Here is an 18,516-nt window from a genome sequence, read left to right as displayed (position 1 = left end):
TCGCAGGGGTCGTTGATCGTGCTTTTGTCCGCGAAGGGAAAGCATATGTGGGCGTAGGAGCGTCTGAACTTCCTGTTTCTGCGATCAGCATTGTTCAAGAACCAGCAAGTGTATGATGAGTCGATATTTACGTTTATTGTTCGAGGTTGGACAAAGTGAATGAACACAAAATTTACCAAAAAATGAAACATGATCAGGATCAGTTTAGACGATATACAGAGTAGAGCTGCGGCACAGTTATGACTGATGCTGCGCGATTAGAACCAATGGATTAGGTTTTTACCTGGTTGATTCAACCGAGGAGTTGTCATGGGATTGACGTCTGCATTAAATACATCTTTGGGTGGTTTGGCCCAGAATGAAACTAGTATCGATGTGTTGGGAAATAATATCGCCAACGCTGGAACGAATGGATTCAAAGCATCGAGTGTGCTGTTTACGACCCAGTTGTCGCGAACGTTGAGTGTGGGTTCTCGTCCCACTACGACAAACGGTGGTACGAATCCTCGTCAGATCGGTTTAGGTGCTCTGAGTGCTTCAATTCGAAAAGACTTCACTCAGGGAAGTGTAACGAACAGTACCAGTCCTTCCGACCTTGCTATTCAGGGTGAAGGATTCTTTGTACTGGACAGTCCCGATGGTCAGGTATACTCTCGAAACGGAAACTTTGAACTCAACAGTCAAAGTCTGCTGACAAGCCAGACGGGTTTCAAAGTTCAGGGATATGGAGTTGACGATGACTTCAATCTTGTCACTACAACTCTGGCAGATATCGAAGTCCCATTGGGGGATTTAAACGTTGCTCAAGCTACCAAGAATGTGGAGCTAGGCGGTGCGTTATTACCAACGGGTACCCTTGGAACCTCAGGGGCGGTCTTAACATCAGCGGCATTAACGGATGCCGGTAATGCGAATGCTGCCATCACGGGGACTACCTTGTTGACTGATGTGGAAGCCACTATCGGGACCCCCTTGTTTACAGTGGGTGAGACGATATCGTTTACCCCTAACAAAGGGGGACGAAGCCTTGATCCTTTGACTTTGCTTGTAGGAGCAGGTACGACTGCAGCCGATTTTGCAGACCTCATAGATCGAACAATGGGTATTCAAAATGGAAGTGGGATAGCTAACGATGCTGGCACAGGAACGCAACCAGGAGTCACTGTGACTGGCGGGACATTTCAAATTGTGGGTACCTCAGGGACTGTGAATGATCTTACCATTACGATTGGTAATATCACATCAAATGGTTCTACCGTTTCCTTACCTTTTTTGAAATCGCAATCAGCGAATGGTGAAAGCGCCATTACCGATTTTATTATTTTCGACTCTCTGGGTGAGCCGGTTACCATGAAAATGACCAGCGTGCTGGAATCTCGCTCGTCAAATAATACGATCTTCCGCTACTATCTGGAAAGTGCCGACGATAATGATGGTGACGTTGCTGTTTCGACTGGTACCATTACCTTTGACAGCAAAGGAAATGTCACCAATTATACTCCAAATACATTTGGTGTGAGTCGCGTTTTGTCTGCTGCGGATGAAATGGATGTGACTCTCGATCTCTCAGCGATCTCAGGTATTTCCTCTCAGGCTGCAGGTAGTACGTTGAAACTAACCTTGCAGGATGGATCTGACCCGGGAACGCTCTCCAGTTTTGTGATTGATGAAACCGGGATCATCAATGGTGTGTTTGATAACGGTATCATTCGAACTTTAGGTCAGGTCACTCTAGCTCGTTTCGCGAACCCTCAGGGGTTATTGGAAGCAGGGAACTCAACATTCCAGGAAGGGGTCAGCTCCGGCCCTCCGTTTCTGGTAACACCCGGTAACTTTGGTGCTGGTACGATTCGTGCCGGTTCGATTGAGTTGTCGAATACCGATGTCGGGCGAAACCTTGTGGATCTGATTGTGGCTTCTACGAACTATCGAGGAAACGCGCGGGTGATCAGCTCAGTGCAGCAACTGGTAGATGAGCTTCTGGTTCTGGGACGTTAGCCTGTATCCCGATTTACTGTAGCGTCTCCAAGGCCATTTGAAACGAATATAATAGAGTGAAAGGCGCTCGAGTTAAACGGGATGCGCTCAAGCGAGATCAGGATGAAGACTCCTCGAATTTGGAATGATGATATTGTTGTACCCGGGAGTATGGCGGCATGATCAAATTGACCAGGTTGAATGGTGAAGAGTTTGTGATTAATGCAGAATTAATCCAATGTGTTGAAAGCAGGCCCGATACTTTTATCACTCTGACTTCGACGGATCGGCTGATCGTGCGGGAAAGTGTAGAAGAGGTTGTCAAGCGATCGATAGCCTACTCCAGGGCGATTCGTCTTGTTCCTGGCCTTTAGAAATCGATTCACAGATTAATGATACGAGAAATCAAATTGTGATTTAGATTTATGACTGTTTAGCGGTCTGTGTATGAGGATTCAACAACAGTTATCATTCATCAGGAACATTTGCAGAAATGGACAAGGCAACAGCCGGTGGACTAGTTTCGGGGGTCGCATTACTTTTGCTGGCGATTGCGATCGCGCCGGGATCCAGTTTTGCTGCGTTCATTGATATTCCCTCTGCAGCCGTCGTTATCGGAGGAGCGATTGCTGCCACATTCATTGCATTCCCCAGCGCAGCCATGCTGTTATTTCCCAGGGTATTGAAGAAAGTCTTCGTACCGAAGCAACAAGAGATGGCACCTGTCATTACACAACTTGTGGAGTTTGCTGAAATCGCTCGACGGGATGGCATTCTGGCATTAGAAGCCAAAACTGAAGAAATTCAGGATCCCTTTATTCTGTTGGGTGTTCAGATGGCAGTGGATGGAACCGATGTGGAATTGATGGAGCAGATCCTGCGAACAGAAATGGATGCCGTTGCTGGCCGTCATAAAAATGGAAAAGCTCTCATGGATACCGTAGGCCGTTATGCTCCTGCCTTTGGGATGATCGGAACATTAATGGGGTTGATCATTATGTTGGGAAACATGGATGATCCTGAAGCCATTGGCCCTGGTATGGCTGTGGCATTAATTACCACATTGTATGGTGCGATCGTGTCCAACCTGTTTTTTCTTCCGTTTGCAGACAAGCTGGCCTTCTATAGCAAGCAGGAATTTCAAGTCCGCGAAGTTGTTATCAAAGGTTTGATATCGATTCAGGAAGGTGATAATCCACGCGTGATTGAACAGAAACTAAATACGTTTCTACCCCAGGAGAAGCGTGTCGGAAAGGATAGCCAGGCCGCTGCCTGATTCTGATCTCAAAAATCATAGAACTGACATGGTCTTTTTACCGCTAAACACTCTAAGTCGATTGATCGTGTGCCTGAGTTAAAAAGGAGTGTTCTCAGATGGCAATGCCGGAAGAAGAAGCACCTCCAGGTGTTCCTGAATGGGTTGTCACGTATGGTGACATGATGTCATTGTTGCTGACATTCTTCATCATGTTGGTATCGATGAGTGAAATCCGCAATGATGAAGGAAGCGTGCGTGCGATGTTGGATTCCATGCGGGAGCGTTTTGGTAGTCAGCAGGGAGACGCCGCCGTTCCAGGGAAATCACTTGACCCGAGCAGCAGTTTCAGCAAACCGGCTTCGAAAGGTACGAGTTCTGACGGAGGTACCAAAGTGGGAAAAGCAAAGTCAGATGGTGGAGGGGGAGCGAATAAAACAGTAGAACGTATCGACAGTGGGACAGAGGTGACTTTGGGGGGAGCAGCCAGTTTTGACCGATTTTCTGCAGAATTAACTCCTGAGCTTACTGCGAAGTTGAATATCATCGCAGAAATTCTATTGCCGACACCAAATCGTCTGATTGTACGGGGACATGCCTCTCCAGAACCTCTTCCAAAGGACTCAAAGTACCGGGATTCTCAGGAGCTTTCCTTTTATCGGGCAAAAAATGTTGCTGAGTTCCTGGAATCCAAGGGAATTGAGCCCGAACGACTGATAGTCAGTTCAGCAGGTGATGCCGAGCCTCGCGCCATCACACGAAACCCTGAAGAGCAATACTTGAATCGTCGGGTTGACGTATTTTTAATTGATACGTATATAGTCTCTCCTAAGACAGGCGATCGTTGATATTGAATGATCGATTTGGTCTGATCGAGTGTTTTTGTTGATACACTCGGTTATTAATCACCAAACCTGTAGAACAAATGGCCCGTCAGACACGGTGTCTTACAAGACAAGGGATTTGTCTTTGTTCATACAGGATGCGAGAGTTCAAGGAGGAGACTCGTGGCAACAGACACCGAAACAGAAGATCCTGGTGTCGATACGGATGTAGAAGCTTCTGACGAAACAACAGAAGAAGCCTCTTCCGGTCACTCTAAATCGAAGCTCATCAAGGTCGGAGGGCTGCTGCTGATTGTAGTCGTCCTTCAGATAGGTGTTTCCTATTGGCTGCTGACACCCGATCAACCAAAAGAAGTCACAGACGAAACGCTTTCTAAAGAAAGTGAAAATCTGCAGGTGAATACATCTGAAGTCATGATTAATGACTTTAGCGTTACGAATAATATTGCGGAACCCGGAGCAACGATTCACGTCACATTCAATCTGGTCGCTCTTGTTGAACAGGGAGCGGCATCGGATTTTGAAGAGATGGTCAAAGCGAATAATAAAGCACGTGTGAAGCAGGCCGTAATCGAAGTAGTGCGTAAAGCCAGTTTAGCTGATCTGAATGACCCTCAGTTGAGTACGGTGAAACGTATGATGAAAGAGGCGATCAACAAAGTCCTCAAGAAGAGTTATGTGATTGAAACCGTAATCAGTGAATATCGAACTATGACGCAATAATGTCTGAAAACTAACAGGATACAACCGTGGCCGAAGAGAATGACGATCTTCTGGATCCTTCAGAAATCGAAAAGCTACTGAACTCTCAAGGGGCAGATGCGCCTGCAGATCCACCTGCTGCAGCGGATGCATCTGGTTCAGAGTCGGGTAGTGCAGGAGGTGATCTTCTTGACTCTTCAGATATTGAAAAGATGCTGCAAAGTGCGAATTCAGCTGAGAGTGGTTCTGATGCAGAAGAGAGTCCTGTCGTCAATAATGATGATATTGATGCACTCTTCAATCAGATTGTCCCAGGCGGATCATCTGACGATCAATCAGGAATGCCCATTTCTACCCATGCAGAAACAGAAGCCTTGCTCAATCAGGCGGAGGCCAATTTGGCGGCTGCCATCTCTCCCAATCTGGGGCCCGGCGATGGTATTCCGGGGGATCTGGGAGGTACAAAATCATTTGAGTTTCCAAATTTTGAATCAATAGCGAGTAGTCCCGAAGAGGCAATGGCACTTTCGTCATTGCAGAATGTCGAACTGGATTTATGCATCGAACTTGGCAGAACAGAGTTATTGATCGAAGAAGTATTAAAAATGAAAGAAGGGGTTGTTGTCCCGCTGGATAAATTGGCTGGTGACCCCGTGGATATTCTGGTGAATGGCCGAATTATCGCTCGGGGCGAAGTATTAGTTTTGAATGATAATTTCTGTGTGCGTGTTGCAGAGATCATTTCACCCGAAATTTAGACTGCGGCAGGGGAAACTGATTTCCTGTCGCTCAAAGCGATTGACGACAAAGGGTTTAATGATTCGTCTTTTCAATTTAATTGTTCTAATGCTGATTTGCAGTCTGAGTTGCATTTCAAGTGCTGTTTCAGAGGATGTAAATCCTGCTGTTCAAAGTTCAGGATTTCGCCAGCCACAACGAACTGAAGCAGTGAGAGTACCAACGACAGGGCGGGTTGCACGCTCCCTTCCTGATCAATATTCACAGCAGGCGATGCCATCGGGAGGGAAGAATCAGAGTGCTCAGCCTGAAGTGAAAGCCAAGGCCTTTTCTAAGCGGATCACGCCCATAGATCGGCCAAAACAGGCTGGTCAAAGTCAGGCTGGAAATACGGCACCTCGGCAAGCTCCTTCGATCTGGGGAACATTCGGTGCTTTATTAGTAGTGATTTCGATTATTTTCGTTATCGCAAAGTTATTTAAAAAACATCATCCACTGGGTTCAACCAATCTGCCTCTGGAAGTGATGGAGGTTTTAGGAAAGCGACCCCTGGATGCGCGTCAGACGATCCATTTTGTACGCTGTGGTTCCCGAATCCTTATTTTAGGATCTTCTCCCGCTGGTCTGGAAATGCTCAGCGAAGTATTGGATCCGGTTGAAGTTGATCTGATCACGGGGATGTGTCGAGAACGTGCACATTCCGGGCGATCGAATAATACGTTTCTGAATCTCTTTCAGGCGACTCAAAAGAAATCGAGTTTGAGTGATCAGAGTCCGTCTGTTGACACGTTTCAACCGATCGAAAAACCAGAGTTGGAACAATCTTCCGGAACACCAGTGATGGAAGAATTTGCAGATTACGATTCAGCAGTCAGTCGATTACAGCACAAGTTACATCAGTCTTCTCGGCAGTCGTTGAATGAAAATGCGGAGTCCGGACATGCTTAGGCAGGGGGAACTGCAACAACAGAAATCAGATGCTGCCACTTTTTTGCGAAAAAAGGTGTTGTCTACGGTTGCAGGCCTTCTGATACTCGTTGTTAATTCTCTTACGTTGCAGGCACAACCGGCTACGACGAATCAGGCTCTTTCAAATCAGGGAAGTGCCAATCAAAATTCTCAAGCATCTCAGTTTCAGCCGACATTTACACAACAAGCGCCTGGCACGGGCACATCTGGAATGCCAGAGATGCTGAATGTCGAACAAATGACATCGCCTCAGGGGTTGACGTCGACGCTGAAAATATTTTTATTGTTGACCGTATTAAGTTTAGCACCTTCTGTATTGATCATGACGACATGTTTCATTCGGTTTGTGATTGTCTTTGGTCTGTTGAGACAGGCGCTGGGAACTCAGCAACTTCCACCGAATCAGGTGCTCACATCTCTCAGTCTGTTTTTGACGATTATGGTAATGGCCCCCATTTGGCAAAAAGCCTACGATGAAGGAATCGTTCCTTACTCGAACCAGACTCAGCAGTCGCCGGTTTCTCTTGAAGTCGCGTTTCAAAAAACAGTTGCACCTCTGCGTAAATTCATGAGTGATCAAATTGAATTAACGGGAAACAGCGATACAGTGTGGATGTTTCTGGACTATCAGCAACCATTGGCCGGTTCTCCGGGAGCCGCAGATTATAAAGTCCCTAGTAATTACGACGAAGTTCCGCTGACAGTTTTATTGCCTGCTTACATGCTAAGTGAGGTCAAAACGGCCTTCCTGATTGGCTTTCAGTTGTACCTCCCATTCATAGTGATCGATATGGTGATCAGTTCTATACTCATCAGTATGGGGATGATGATGCTGCCTCCCGTATTGATTTCATTACCCTTTAAGATTTTGTTATTTGTTTTGATCGATGGCTGGTTATTGACTGTGGGAATGTTATTGGAAAGCATCAGGGCAGTCGGTTGAACTCTGGCGCTCCCTTTGCGCGCAGTATTAAGTAGAGGTATTAGGAATGGATAGTTCAACAGTTCTGGATTTGGGACGCGAGGGATTACTGATCATGCTGGAAGTCAGTGGTCCTGTGATGCTGACTGCCGTCGTTGTGGGATTAGTGATCAGTATAGGTCAGGCTGTGACCCAGATTCAGGATCAGACAATCAGTTTTGTTCCCAAAATTGTCATGATGGTGCTGGCGATTCTATATACGTTGCCCTGGATTACTTCATTATTGGTGGAATACAGTTCGAATCTGATTATCAATATTCCTTCCCGCCTTTGATTTTCTGAAAGCCGATGAGGCTGGACAAAAGAAAAACCTGTGAGTGCTCTTCTCGACCAATACGTGATGAATCCTCTCTTGCAGCTGGCTCCGGGGCAGATTCTGCAATGGGCGATGCTACAGTTTTATGCATTCACGTTAGTCGTAGTTCGGATCAGTGGTTTGATGATCATTGGCCCGGTATTTGGCCAACCGATCTTTCCTGCAAATATTCGAATCTTGTTGATTTTGAGCCTTTCGATGCTTATTACTCCTACTTTGCACGATCAGGTAACGGTAGGCTTTTATGAGATGGATATCAATCAAGATCATCGACTTAGTAGAGACGAAGTCCCCGTGCATTTACAAGACCGGTTTGACAGTCTGGTTGTCAATGCTGGCCGACAGGGGACACAGGAACTGTCTGTAAACGACTACAAATTTGTGTCAACAATGCCTACTTCGCTTTTAGATTATGCCTGGTCGATTTTGGGAGAACTTTCATTAGGGTTTTCTCTGGGTTTGGGTGTGTATATCATTTTATTAAGTCTTCAGATGGCGGGTCAGATGATTGATCAGCAAGCGGGGATGGCTTTAGGAGAAGTATTCAACCCTGGTTTTGACATGAACGCTTCGCTCAGCGGTCAGTATCTATATTTCATTGGTATTTCCATCTTTTTAATCATGGAGCCGGTTAACGGTCATCTGTTAATGCTTTCCTCTCTGATCGATACTTTTCAGGTTTTCCCTGTGGGAGAGGGGATCGTTTCCACGAATACTCTTGATTTGCTACAGACATTGATGCATCAATCATTGGTGCTCTCAATAAAAGTAGCAGCACCATTATTGGCCATCAGTGCTTTGATATCGCTGTCGATGGGCTATCTGGGGCATACTGTTCCTCAGATCAATGTACTCGTAATCGGTTTTCCGGTACGCGCGATGATCAGTCTTGTCGTATTGATTTTTACTTTATCAGGAGCTGCAGATATTGTGGTGGAATCGATTCCGACGGCCATCGATCAATTAAGTCGTAGTGCCGTGATGTAAATCGAATTGAGACCTTTGAATTATGGCAGAAAATGATACAGGAGAAAAAACCGAACAGCCCACCGATCGCAGGCGTAATGAAGCCCGCGAGAAGGGGAACATTGCGAAAAGTACTGATTTGAATGCAGCCGGCATGATGTTGGCAGCGGCCGGTGCACTTTATTTTTTTGCAATTGGTCTCAATAGCGATATGAAAAATCTGATGGAGACCACGTTAACAACTCCTGTCTGGTTGCGCGTTGAGCCAGTACTGATCATCCAGCGTTGCGAGTCGATAGTGAAAATGTTCCTGCAGGGGACAGCCATGACCATGCTCGTATTATTCATTTCGGCCGTATTTTTGAATATCGTTCAAGTCGGATTTATGGTTTCGCCGGATGTACTGCAAATCAAGTGGGAACGGTTGAATCCTATTGAAGGTGCCAAGCGGATTATTTCTGTTCGTGGTTTAATGAAACTGGCAGTGAGTCTGGGAAAATTGAGCTTACTGGTACTGATTGCAAGCTGGTTCAGCTATCTGGTATTTCCCAGTTTTGTCGCGTTAATGGGAGCGCCTCCCGAAACAATTCTGCGTGATATTTTTAATTCAACAGTTGAGCTGGGAATTCTGCTGGCTTTGGCTTTGATTTTGTTGGGAGCGTTGGATTTCGCTTTTCAAAAATGGAAGCATGAAAAAGATCTGATGATGAGTAAGCAGGAGATCCGGGAAGAAATGAAATCAATGGAAGGTGATCCTCTGCTTCGTCAGCGTCGGCGTGAAGCACATCGAAAACTGGCGACGTCACAGGAACTTTCCAAAGTGGCTTCAGCAGATGTAGTGGTTACGAACCCGACTCATATTTCAATCGCAATCAAGTATGATCCCGAATCGATGCCGGCACCAGTTGTGGTTGCCAAAGGTGCCGGTGAGATCGCCTTTCAGATTCGTAAGCTTGCGAATGAACATGGGGTTCCAATTATTGAACGTAAAAGTCTGGCGCGACAGATGTATCGTGATGTGAAAACGGGGGAGGAAATTCCATTTGAATTATATGAAGTATTTGTGGAAATAATGGCCTATGTTTATAACCTGAGTGGAAAAACAATGCCGGAATCCAATTAGCGGTTCGAACGAATCTCCCGTGAATGATTCGCGTAGATCATTCTTATTGTATGATCTTCATGCGAGCTTGAAAGTCGATTTTTTTCGTTACTTTTCAGGAACAAAAGTGAGTTTTCAGGCAGTGTACTCTGGTGTTTGATCCACTTTCTCACCAAGATATTAAAAAGAGTATTCGGATTGCAAAATCATCAGCTTCATGACTAATTTAAGGGGAATCAATGCGTTGGGAACATCCAGTTCAGTTCGCATCGCAAAGTGATGTTGGCTTTCGACGTAGGAATAACGAAGATTCGATCTCCGTTCGCATTTGTAAGGAGCAGGAGAGTTGGCGGGAACATGGTCACTTCTTTCTCGTTGCTGATGGAATGGGCGGGCATGCCGTTGGTGAATTGGCAAGCAAAATCGCTTCAGAAACGGTACCGCATACGTTTTTTAAAAGTAAGCCGGGACCGGTCGCCAATTCTTTAAAGTCAGCCATTGAAGTGGCTAATCAGGCGATTAATGAGCGGGGAATGGCCAATCGTGAATTCATGCGAATGGGAACAACCTGCAGTTCTTTATGTCTTTGTGCGGAGGGGGCGGTCATCGGCCATGTGGGAGACAGCCGCGTTTATCGCATTCGCAAGAACCGTATTGATCAACTGACATTTGATCATAGCCTGCAATGGGAACTCATTCGACAGGGGAGAATGAAACCGGAGGACGTTTACCTGAATGAGCCTCGGAATGTCATTACTCGTTCATTAGGTCCCGAGCCGACTGTGAAGGTCGACATTGAAGGACCGTATCCGGTGATGGAAGGGGATCAATACGTCCTGTGCAGTGATGGATTAACCAGCCATTTGAAAGATGATGAAATCGGAATGATTACCAATTATCTGGGCCCCAGCGATGCATGCCGGTTAATGATTAATCTGGCAAATTTGCGAGGAGGCTCTGATAATATTTCTGTGATCGTAGTTCGCGTGGGAGAGCTCCCCGGTGGCAATCTGTCTGAGGAACGAAATCCGGAAGATATGCCCGAACCTGATCTGGATCTGGCGAAGAGCTATGGTGAGTGGTTCTGGCTGGCTGGTGTCTGGGGTGCATCTCTGATGGTGGCGACTGGTATCGCCATGTGGATCTTAACAAAGTTTGACCAGGGAGAGTTCCTGGCCTTTGGCGGGATGTCCTTACTGGTTATGTTACTGGTACGAAAAGTATTTTCGCTCAGAGAATCGAGTCGCCATGAAGAGTATCTGGATAAAAGTAAAACTGTAGAATGGAAACCATATCGGTCAGAGCGATTGAAATTTAATATGGATTTTCTGCAGTACCTCACTACGATGGAGTCCGAGTTACAACGAGCTGCCATGGAAGAGGAATGGACCATCGAATGGTCGTCCCACAACAAAATTTACTATGCAGCCAAGGAAGAGCTGGAAAAGAAGAAGTACTTGAATGCTTTTCGTGATTTTTCACGTGCGATCGATATTTTAATGACAGGTCTGCATTCTTACCGTAAAGAGATGGTTCATCAGGCTCGTTGGAAAAAAGGTTCTTCATCACCACCTGCGGATGAGTGAATCCAATTCGTAACGTCCTTGTGTGATTCCAGTTCCGGGTTTCCAGGGTAGAATTGGCAGCCAGTAGCAAGTTTGCCCTTTTAACATTGGATTCCTGTCTCATTTTCGATATGATCCGGCTCTTCATTCCGGTTGGAAGGACTTATGACACGGAGGTCAGTGTGTTCTTTACTCAAACAATTCGTCGCAAATTAGGATTTGGCCTGGGAATTATATTCTGCATGCTGATTCTACTGGCTTATGGCGCCGTCTCTGGATTGCAGTCCTATCGTGATACGGTCGATGAGTTTCAGTATTCACTGGATAGTCTCCCCGATCGCGATCGACTGATTATCTCGATTGTTGCCCTGAATGATCCTCTACAGAAAATCTTGTACTCCCGTCCCGAAGCCAGTTCTCATTATCAGCAGTTGTTTGAAAAACAGTTGAATGAGGTACATATCGAAATAGAGGAGTTTCTTCAAAAAGTAGATCGTTTACCTCCTGATCCTGCTGTTGGAACCTGGAGAGGTTTTATTAAGTCGCAACTTGGTGAACATAGCGCGAGTAAGAATACGCTCAATAAACTTTCTCTGATGCAGGCTCGATTGGAGAATGCTCAGGAAAGACGCAGGATAGCCGAACAAATGATTATTGAGGTGGCTCGTCTGGAAACTCTGATTTTGGAAGTGCGCGATGTCCCTTCCGGTACGAAAGCCGTTCTGGATCGCGCGTCAAAAGTCTACCGTTCTCGTAACAGACTGATTTGGGTCACATGTCTCGTGGCTTTTATCGCTTTTGGATGCCTGATTTTATATGGGAACAGGACAGTACTGTCTCCCATTCAGGATTTACACGAGGGGGCCCGCATTGTTGCCCAAGGGCATTTTGACCATCAATTCAAGATAAAGTCGAATGATGAGATGGCAGAGTTAGCAGAAGCGTTCAACCTTATGACGATGCGGTTTAAAGAAAAACGGGACGAGTTGAATCACAAAGTCGACGAACGCAGCAAGCAACTGATACGATCAGAAAGGCTGGCGGGGATTGGTGTATTGGCGGCTGGTGTGGCTCATGAAATCAATAATCCCCTTTCTGCAATTTCAATGGCCTCTGAGTCTTTGCAAGGGCGGGTGTTGGAGCTGAAAACACATATTGATGAAACAGATATTCAAGTAGTGGAACAATATCTCGGATTGATTCAGCGAGAATCCATGCGATGCAAAGATATCACGGCCAAGCTACTTGATTTTTCCCGTGGTCAAAACTCCGTGAGAAGCGTCAATGATCTGGTGAATGTGATCGAGGAGGTCTGTTCAATGGTCAGCTTGATTAAGCGGCTGAAGGGTCGGAATATTCTTTTTTCAAACAAGAATCCTTGCACTGCTAAGATTAATCCTGCAGAAATCAAACAGGTGATTCTCAACATCATGACCAATGCCCTGGAATCAATGGAAGAGGGGGGAAATCTCGAAATTGAAGTTCGTGAAAATGTGGATTCCGTAACCCTCATTTTCAGGGATGATGGGTGTGGTATGACACAGGAGGTCAAGGAGAGTCTGTTTGATCCCTTTTTTACACAGCGTGCTGATGGTACCGGTACTGGTTTAGGAATGTCGATCACTCACCGGATTATTAAGGATCATGGTGGTGAGATTGAAGTCGAAAGTGATGGGCCGGGGCAGGGTAGTACAATTTTTGTGGAACTCCCCAAAAAGGCTAAGGCACAAAATAAGGCTGCATAAGTAGTTAGGAAAATATTTTGAATTACAACTTTCCGGGATTCTCCGATTGCCACATTTTTTAAAATCTGATATCACACGTCCCTCCCCATGAATGATTCACACAAAGTTAACGATACAGGAGAAAATGGATGTTCTCTGTACAGCATATTGCTTTGAAAATCCCCCTTCCCGATTTTTCACGCAGTGTGCAGAGAAAGGTCCTGGATGTAGTCCCGGTTCCGGGGCTGCCCCATTGAGAGTCGAACAACTGGAGAAAAGGTTGAGTTCGCCTGATTCGGACATGATTTCTTCAGCACCTTTCACCTATTCCTTCCTGAATACCATTCGATATGAAATTTGTTAAATGGCTTTCTCTTTGACAGGATGTCAAAGAAGGAAGAAGGAGCACAACTTGAGTAATTCGGTCAATAAATTACGAGTCTTGTTTGTCGACGATGAAGCCGCAATTCGCGAAGTAATGCGAATTGAACTTCCCCGAATGGGACATGATGTCACCATTTGTGAGGATGGTCAGTCGGCTTTGATCGCATTAGATAAGATTACATTTGATGCAGCTATTGTGGATTTACGTATGCCTGGTCTGAGTGGCTGGGATGTAGTGGATCACATCAATAAAGTATCTCCCGAGACAGAGGTAATCATCAGTACGGGGCATGGCAGTGTTGATGAAGCTATTCAGGCTATTCGTCGAGGGGCTTATGATTTTCTACCAAAACCGTGTAAGTTGATTGATATTGCAACGGTACTGCAGAAAGTAGCCGACAAGCGATCGCTGGAAAACAAAAATATTGCACTTGAGTCACGACTCAAGATTGCAGAAGGTCCTTGCCAGATTGTGGGTGAGTCGCCTCCGATGTTACGAGTTAAAAAACTGATTGAGAAAATAGCACCCACTGATTCTACTGCCCTTATTTTGGGGGATACAGGAACTGGTAAGGAACTTGTTGCGCGACGAGTGCATGATTTGAGTCTACGTGCATCGATGCCCTTTGTACCTGTCAATTGTGGTGCGTTACCTGAAAATTTGGTAGAGAGTGAATTATTTGGTCATCGCAAAGGCGCCTTTACGGGTGCAGATACTCCTCGCAAGGGATTAATTGAAATTGCGAACGGCGGCACTCTCTTTTTGGACGAACTTGGTGAATTGGATAAAACAATGCAGGTCAAACTGCTGCGTTTTCTGGAATCGGGTGAAGTAAGACGTGTGGGCGACAGTGAAACTTTTCATGTTGACGTTCGCATTGTCTGTGCCACCAATCGCGATCTCAAGGACATGGTCAATGAGGGAACATTTCGGGAAGACCTCTATTTTCGGGTCAATACCTTTGAAATTAATTTGCCTGCATTACGGGATCGTAAAAGTGATATACCAGAGATTTCTCGTGTATTGTTGAAAAGACATTTGAAAAAAGATTCGATTCCGACAGATATTCTTGCACCGGAAACAATAGAAATTCTTCAGTCATCAAATTGGAAAGGCAATGTTCGCGAATTAGCCAATGCATTAGAACATGCTATCATTTTATGGGATGGTTTACAGATCATGCCGACCGATTTGCCCTCCCATCTCACCCGAGATTCCACAGTTCCCTTTTCTGGTTCGTCGATTAACTGGGTTGAACGTACCGAAGGTAAAACCTTACGTGATATTGAAATGGAAGTTATCTATCACGTGCTTGATAAGCATGATGGCGATAAGCCAAAGTGTGCAGCTGAGCTGGGAATTGCATTGAAGACGCTCTATAATAAATTGAATCAGTATCAAACCCGGGCCGCTGGTTAATTCGGTTTGGCAGATATGTCATACAGCGCATAAAAAAACACTCTGGATAAAACCAGAGTGTTTTCTGTTAGTGTCTAACATTGTGGTTAACCCGTAGTAACCGGGTTGACTACGACTTTCACGATAGCTTGTCACACATGATCATAGATTTTCGTGATGTGGTCTTTAGTATTTTCGAATGACACCAGTGACAACTCCAAGAATGTCGACATTTTTGGAATAAATTGGTTGCATACTGGAATTCGCTGGCTCAAGGCGAATACGATCACCTTCAGAATAGTAGCGTTTGAGTGTGGCTTCCTGGCCATCCACTAAAGCAACGACGATGTCGCCTTCCTTGCAGGTGTTTTGTTTGTGGACCACTACAAAATCGCCATCAGCGATTTGATCTTCGATCATGGAAACGCCTTTGACTTTCAGGCAAAACTGATCATCTGGATCAAATAATGGTCCGAAGTCGATATGTTCGTCATCCTGAACGGCAAGAACAGGGCTACCTGCAGCAATTTGTCCAGCCAGGGGAAGACGCGTTCGCTTTTGAGAATGATCACAGAGTTGGATTGCTCGTGACATATGCGATTCACGGGTGATAAGCCCCTTCTTTTCCAGCGCCTTCAAGTGGCACATGACGCCATTGGGTGAGCGAATGCCAAAATTAGCACCAATTTCACGAACTGTAGGTCCGTAGCCTCGGTTAATAATTTTGTCTTTCAAGAAATCATAAATCTCTTGTTGTCGTTGTGTAAGGTTTGCTTTGGTGCCTGCCATAACAAAGTACCTCATTCCTTATAAATTAAGAGTAAAATAAAATTACATTCCTGAAACGATCAGGAATTCAGAACTGTGTCCCATAAAAAAGTAAAGATTTGAAAAAAAACGCGATACCGCATCAGGAATAAATAGAGGGGTTGTCTTGTGTGATAAGCACTGACTTATGTTATCCTGAAGTTTGCATCCGATCTCATTCTAGTATACTGTAGTCTACACGACAAGTATGACAATTAAAAATTATCGAATTTATAATTAATTCGAATGTCTATTTTTCAAAAATCTCCTGAATTCAATAGTTGTAAGTCTTTAAAACCAAATGGCTTGCATTCACAAGTCCAGGTTCGATGAAAAATGATGTTTTTCTGAATATTTGGCAGGATGTTCATAGGGAGTTCCTGCCATCAGTGTAGGTGAGTTGACTCACTTTAATAGTATCAGCCAGAATTTTTTTGACTGAATCGAAATAAGAAGATAGAGAAGTCCCTTAACTTATTTCTTTATAAATCGCCTGCACAAAGTACTGATGTCACTAGTAAATTGTATAGTGAGGGGCTTTTCTTACTAAAGAAGTTTGAGAGAAAATATCATTTAGTAAAATTAAAAGAAGGACTAGCAGCTAAAATCACAATCTGTGATGAGGAATCTCTTGATCGGAATCCTGTATAATCACCGTTATTGGCAGAGTAATTGGGCAGAGAACAGACTGAAAAGAGAGGCTTGATTGTGGTCAACCGCATGAAATCCAGGGGAAAATACCAGAGCGGGTTTACTCTGATCGAGTTATTGGTCGCATTGACGATCATCGGATTACTCATTGCATTGTTAGTTCCTGCTGTTCAAGCAGTTCGTGAAACTGCCCGAAAAATGCAGTGTGCAAATCATCTGAAACAGATAGGCATTGCTCTGCATGCCTACCATAGTTCGCATGAAGTATTACCATTTGGTGTAGGTCATGATTTTGATGGTCCAATTTCTTCATTAGGGACATTGAATGACCATCGCTATTCGGCGCATGCCATGTTGTTACCGTATCTGGATCAGTCTGTCATCTACAATCAGCTGAACTTTGATGTGGCTCCCTTTCATCCATTTGTCAATGCTGGCAATGATGATCAGGAAGAATTGGCAAAACGATTTAATGAAGTGATTAACGGTCCTGCTGCGGCAGCCAAGATAAGTGTCTTTATCTGCCCCAGTGATTTGAATCGTCTGCAAAGCCGCTGGGGCCCCAACAATTACCGGTCATGTAATGGGAGTTCCTGGTCTGGCAGGGAGGGGAACGGGATGTTTGGTCAGAATAGCAGCGTCCGATTGGGCGACGTGAAAGACGGACTTTCCAATACGGGCATGTTCAGTGAGCATGCAAAAGGAACGTGGGACGATTCCATTATTGATCCATTGTCTGATTTGTATAATCTGCAGGGTGTTTGGACTGAAAGCCAATTCATAGATGCCTGCGGTAGCCTGGCACCGGAGACGGCAGGCGTGTACCAGTATGATGTTGAGTCAGGTCAAACCTGGTTGGCGGGAAATATGAATTGGACTCGGTATAACCATGTTCGAACTCCTAACCGCATCAACTGTAAAAATGGATTTACCTGGGATGGCGTCATCTTGAATCCTTCCAGTTGGCATGCGAGTGGAGTGAACCTGTTGCTGGGCGATGGTTCTGTCCGGTTTATCAGTGAAAATATCAATGTGGAAACATGGCGCGCATTAGGGACGATTTCTGGTGGCGAAAAGACAGCGGGGTTAGGAATATGAAGTCTGTATTCAAAACCAGCCTTTGCGGAATTCTAATTTTGAGTGTGATGATGAATTCCTTTTCAACTGTTGTTGCAGAAGCAGATTCCCGCGAACATTATTTTAGTTTTCTAGGTGAGCAATTTGATAATGAATTGTTGGTTCCCCTGGGGAGGGGGACGGTAAGGCTCTTGCAGCCACGTCCTGGAGGTTTGTTATTCAATTTGCCGACAGGATATAAATTAGGGGCTGTAGGAATCAGTCCACGATTTCAGATTCACGGCGATTTTGAAATTACCGCATCGTATGAAGTTCCAGTCTGGAGAAATCCTGAGGCTGGATATGGCATGGGGCCGAGTCTTTACCTGAAAATGAATGATGAGAAAGAGTCAGCAATCATGCTGGGGAGACTTTTGCGTCCTCAGCAGAAACACGTTTTCAGTGCGACGTGGTCGACCACGGTGGATTCAAAAAGAAACTATGATGTCAAGCTGTATGATGCCAAGATGGACTCTGGAAAACTGAAATTGACGCGAGAGGGAAGTCAACTAAAGTTTTTTGTATCGGATGGGGAAGGCGTACCATTTTGTGAATTGCGTGAGGTGGAGTTGGGGACCGCGGATGTGGAGCTCGTGCGCTTGGGGGTCCAGCAAAGTGATATCAAGACTCCCGTACAGATTCTTTGGAGAGAGTTCATTCTCAAAGCGGAATCCTTTCCGAATCATCCTGATTCACAGGCTAAGGGAGTGCAGTTTCATGTGCCGAGTTATCATCCGGCGCCTCAGCCTGAGTCAATTTCTCTGTATTGGAGTCTGCTGGCAGGCAGCGTATTAATACTTCTGTTGGGAACAGTGATGTGGGTCAAGAAACGGTCGTAGGATGTCGTAAGCTTTGCTTGACTCGATCATTGTTCTGCGGGAAACAGATTTGATTGTTTTTGCAGCGTATTGCTTCCATTCAGGTTTTATTTCCAAATCTACCAGACTGCTGGTTAATCCGTATCTGGATCTCCTTGGATGGTTGAAAAGCGGACAGGACACGATAAAACGAGACCAGC

At 45.2% G+C, this 18,516-nt stretch carries 17 protein-coding genes; 16 read left to right on the top strand and 1 reads right to left on the bottom strand.

The genetic code is table 11. From position 1 onward, the window contains the following. The first annotated feature begins 309 nt into the window (after nucleotides 1-309). The 14 genes from Q0668_RS09480 to Q0668_RS09415 all read left to right on the top strand — a co-directional run bounded on the left by Q0668_RS09480 (nucleotide 310) and on the right by Q0668_RS09415 (nucleotide 14,945). On the top strand, nucleotides 310-1,998 hold the full coding sequence (locus Q0668_RS09480) for a flagellar hook-basal body complex protein (RefSeq protein WP_298863394.1): 1,689 nt from the start codon (nucleotides 310-312) through the stop codon (nucleotides 1,996-1,998). Nucleotides 1,999-2,156: 158 nt separating this feature from the next. Beyond that, nucleotides 2,157-2,351 (top strand): flagellar FlbD family protein, encoded by a 195-nt coding sequence (locus Q0668_RS09475; RefSeq protein WP_298863392.1) that lies wholly within the window; start codon nucleotides 2,157-2,159, stop codon nucleotides 2,349-2,351. Between the two features lie 119 nt (nucleotides 2,352-2,470). Beyond that, nucleotides 2,471-3,253, top strand: coding sequence for a MotA/TolQ/ExbB proton channel family protein (locus Q0668_RS09470; RefSeq protein WP_298863389.1), 783 nt, complete (start codon nucleotides 2,471-2,473; stop codon nucleotides 3,251-3,253). A 98-nt stretch (nucleotides 3,254-3,351) separates the two neighbouring features. Next, nucleotides 3,352-4,080: a flagellar motor protein MotB gene (locus Q0668_RS09465; protein ID WP_298863387.1), complete on the top strand. Its 729-nt coding sequence runs from the start codon at nucleotides 3,352-3,354 to the stop codon at nucleotides 4,078-4,080. 159 nt (nucleotides 4,081-4,239) lie between these two features. Continuing rightward, on the top strand, nucleotides 4,240-4,800 hold the full coding sequence (locus tag Q0668_RS09460; protein WP_298863384.1) for a hypothetical protein: 561 nt from the start codon (nucleotides 4,240-4,242) through the stop codon (nucleotides 4,798-4,800). Between the two features lie 26 nt (nucleotides 4,801-4,826). Beyond that, nucleotides 4,827-5,537 (top strand): flagellar motor switch protein FliN, encoded by a 711-nt coding sequence (gene fliN / locus Q0668_RS09455; RefSeq protein ID WP_298863381.1) that lies wholly within the window; start codon nucleotides 4,827-4,829, stop codon nucleotides 5,535-5,537. Between the two features lie 190 nt (nucleotides 5,538-5,727). After that, the gene (locus Q0668_RS09450; RefSeq protein ID WP_298863378.1) at nucleotides 5,728-6,465 is read left to right on the top strand and encodes a flagellar biosynthetic protein FliO; all 738 of its coding nucleotides are present in this window, start codon (nucleotides 5,728-5,730) and stop codon (nucleotides 6,463-6,465) included. Continuing rightward, a complete protein-coding gene (gene fliP / locus Q0668_RS09445; RefSeq protein ID WP_298863376.1) occupies nucleotides 6,458-7,429 on the top strand; it encodes a flagellar type III secretion system pore protein FliP in 972 nt (323 codons plus the stop codon). The genes Q0668_RS09450 and fliP overlap by 8 nt, the downstream gene beginning before the upstream one ends. 46 nt (nucleotides 7,430-7,475) lie before the next feature. Further along, nucleotides 7,476-7,742: a flagellar biosynthesis protein FliQ gene (gene fliQ / locus Q0668_RS09440; protein ID WP_298863373.1), complete on the top strand. Its 267-nt coding sequence runs from the start codon at nucleotides 7,476-7,478 to the stop codon at nucleotides 7,740-7,742. A 39-nt stretch (nucleotides 7,743-7,781) separates the two neighbouring features. Continuing rightward, nucleotides 7,782-8,771, top strand: coding sequence for a flagellar biosynthetic protein FliR (locus Q0668_RS09435; RefSeq protein WP_298863370.1), 990 nt, complete (start codon nucleotides 7,782-7,784; stop codon nucleotides 8,769-8,771). Nucleotides 8,772-8,793: 22 nt separating this feature from the next. After that, complete coding sequence (gene flhB, locus Q0668_RS09430; RefSeq protein WP_298863368.1) at nucleotides 8,794-9,873, top strand: flagellar biosynthesis protein FlhB; 1,080 nt, start codon at nucleotides 8,794-8,796, stop codon at nucleotides 9,871-9,873. A gap of 218 nt (nucleotides 9,874-10,091) precedes the next feature. Then, nucleotides 10,092-11,438, top strand: a complete 1,347-nt coding sequence (locus tag Q0668_RS09425; RefSeq protein ID WP_298863365.1) for a protein phosphatase 2C domain-containing protein — start codon at nucleotides 10,092-10,094, stop codon at nucleotides 11,436-11,438. Between the two features lie 161 nt (nucleotides 11,439-11,599). Next, complete coding sequence (locus tag Q0668_RS09420; RefSeq protein ID WP_298863362.1) at nucleotides 11,600-13,162, top strand: ATP-binding protein; 1,563 nt, start codon at nucleotides 11,600-11,602, stop codon at nucleotides 13,160-13,162. A gap of 391 nt (nucleotides 13,163-13,553) precedes the next feature. Further along, nucleotides 13,554-14,945: a sigma-54 dependent transcriptional regulator gene (locus Q0668_RS09415; RefSeq protein ID WP_298863360.1), complete on the top strand. Its 1,392-nt coding sequence runs from the start codon at nucleotides 13,554-13,556 to the stop codon at nucleotides 14,943-14,945. Between the two features lie 165 nt (nucleotides 14,946-15,110). On the opposite strand, the gene lexA is transcribed toward Q0668_RS09415, so the two are convergent. Continuing rightward, nucleotides 15,111-15,713 (bottom strand): transcriptional repressor LexA, encoded by a 603-nt coding sequence (lexA, locus tag Q0668_RS09410; protein ID WP_298863357.1) that lies wholly within the window; start codon nucleotides 15,711-15,713, stop codon nucleotides 15,111-15,113. Nucleotides 15,714-16,451: 738 nt separating this feature from the next. On the opposite strand from lexA, the gene Q0668_RS09405 reads away from it, so the two are divergent. Together Q0668_RS09405 and Q0668_RS09400 are read left to right on the top strand one after the other, a co-directional pair. Further along, entirely contained in the window at nucleotides 16,452-17,480 is a 1,029-nt protein-coding gene (locus tag Q0668_RS09405) for a DUF1559 domain-containing protein (protein WP_298863354.1), read from the top strand. Next, a complete protein-coding gene (locus tag Q0668_RS09400) occupies nucleotides 17,477-18,337 on the top strand; it encodes a DUF1583 domain-containing protein (RefSeq protein ID WP_298863351.1) in 861 nt (286 codons plus the stop codon). The genes Q0668_RS09405 and Q0668_RS09400 overlap by 4 nt, the downstream gene beginning before the upstream one ends. Nucleotides 18,338-18,516: the final 179 nt, after the last annotated feature.

Source organism: uncultured Gimesia sp. (assembly GCF_937910335.1).
Classification (GTDB): Bacteria; Planctomycetota; Planctomycetia; order Planctomycetales; family Planctomycetaceae; genus Gimesia.
The sequence above is the reverse complement of the archived record's forward strand: the minus strand, read 5'-3'. Positions and strand labels throughout refer to the sequence as shown.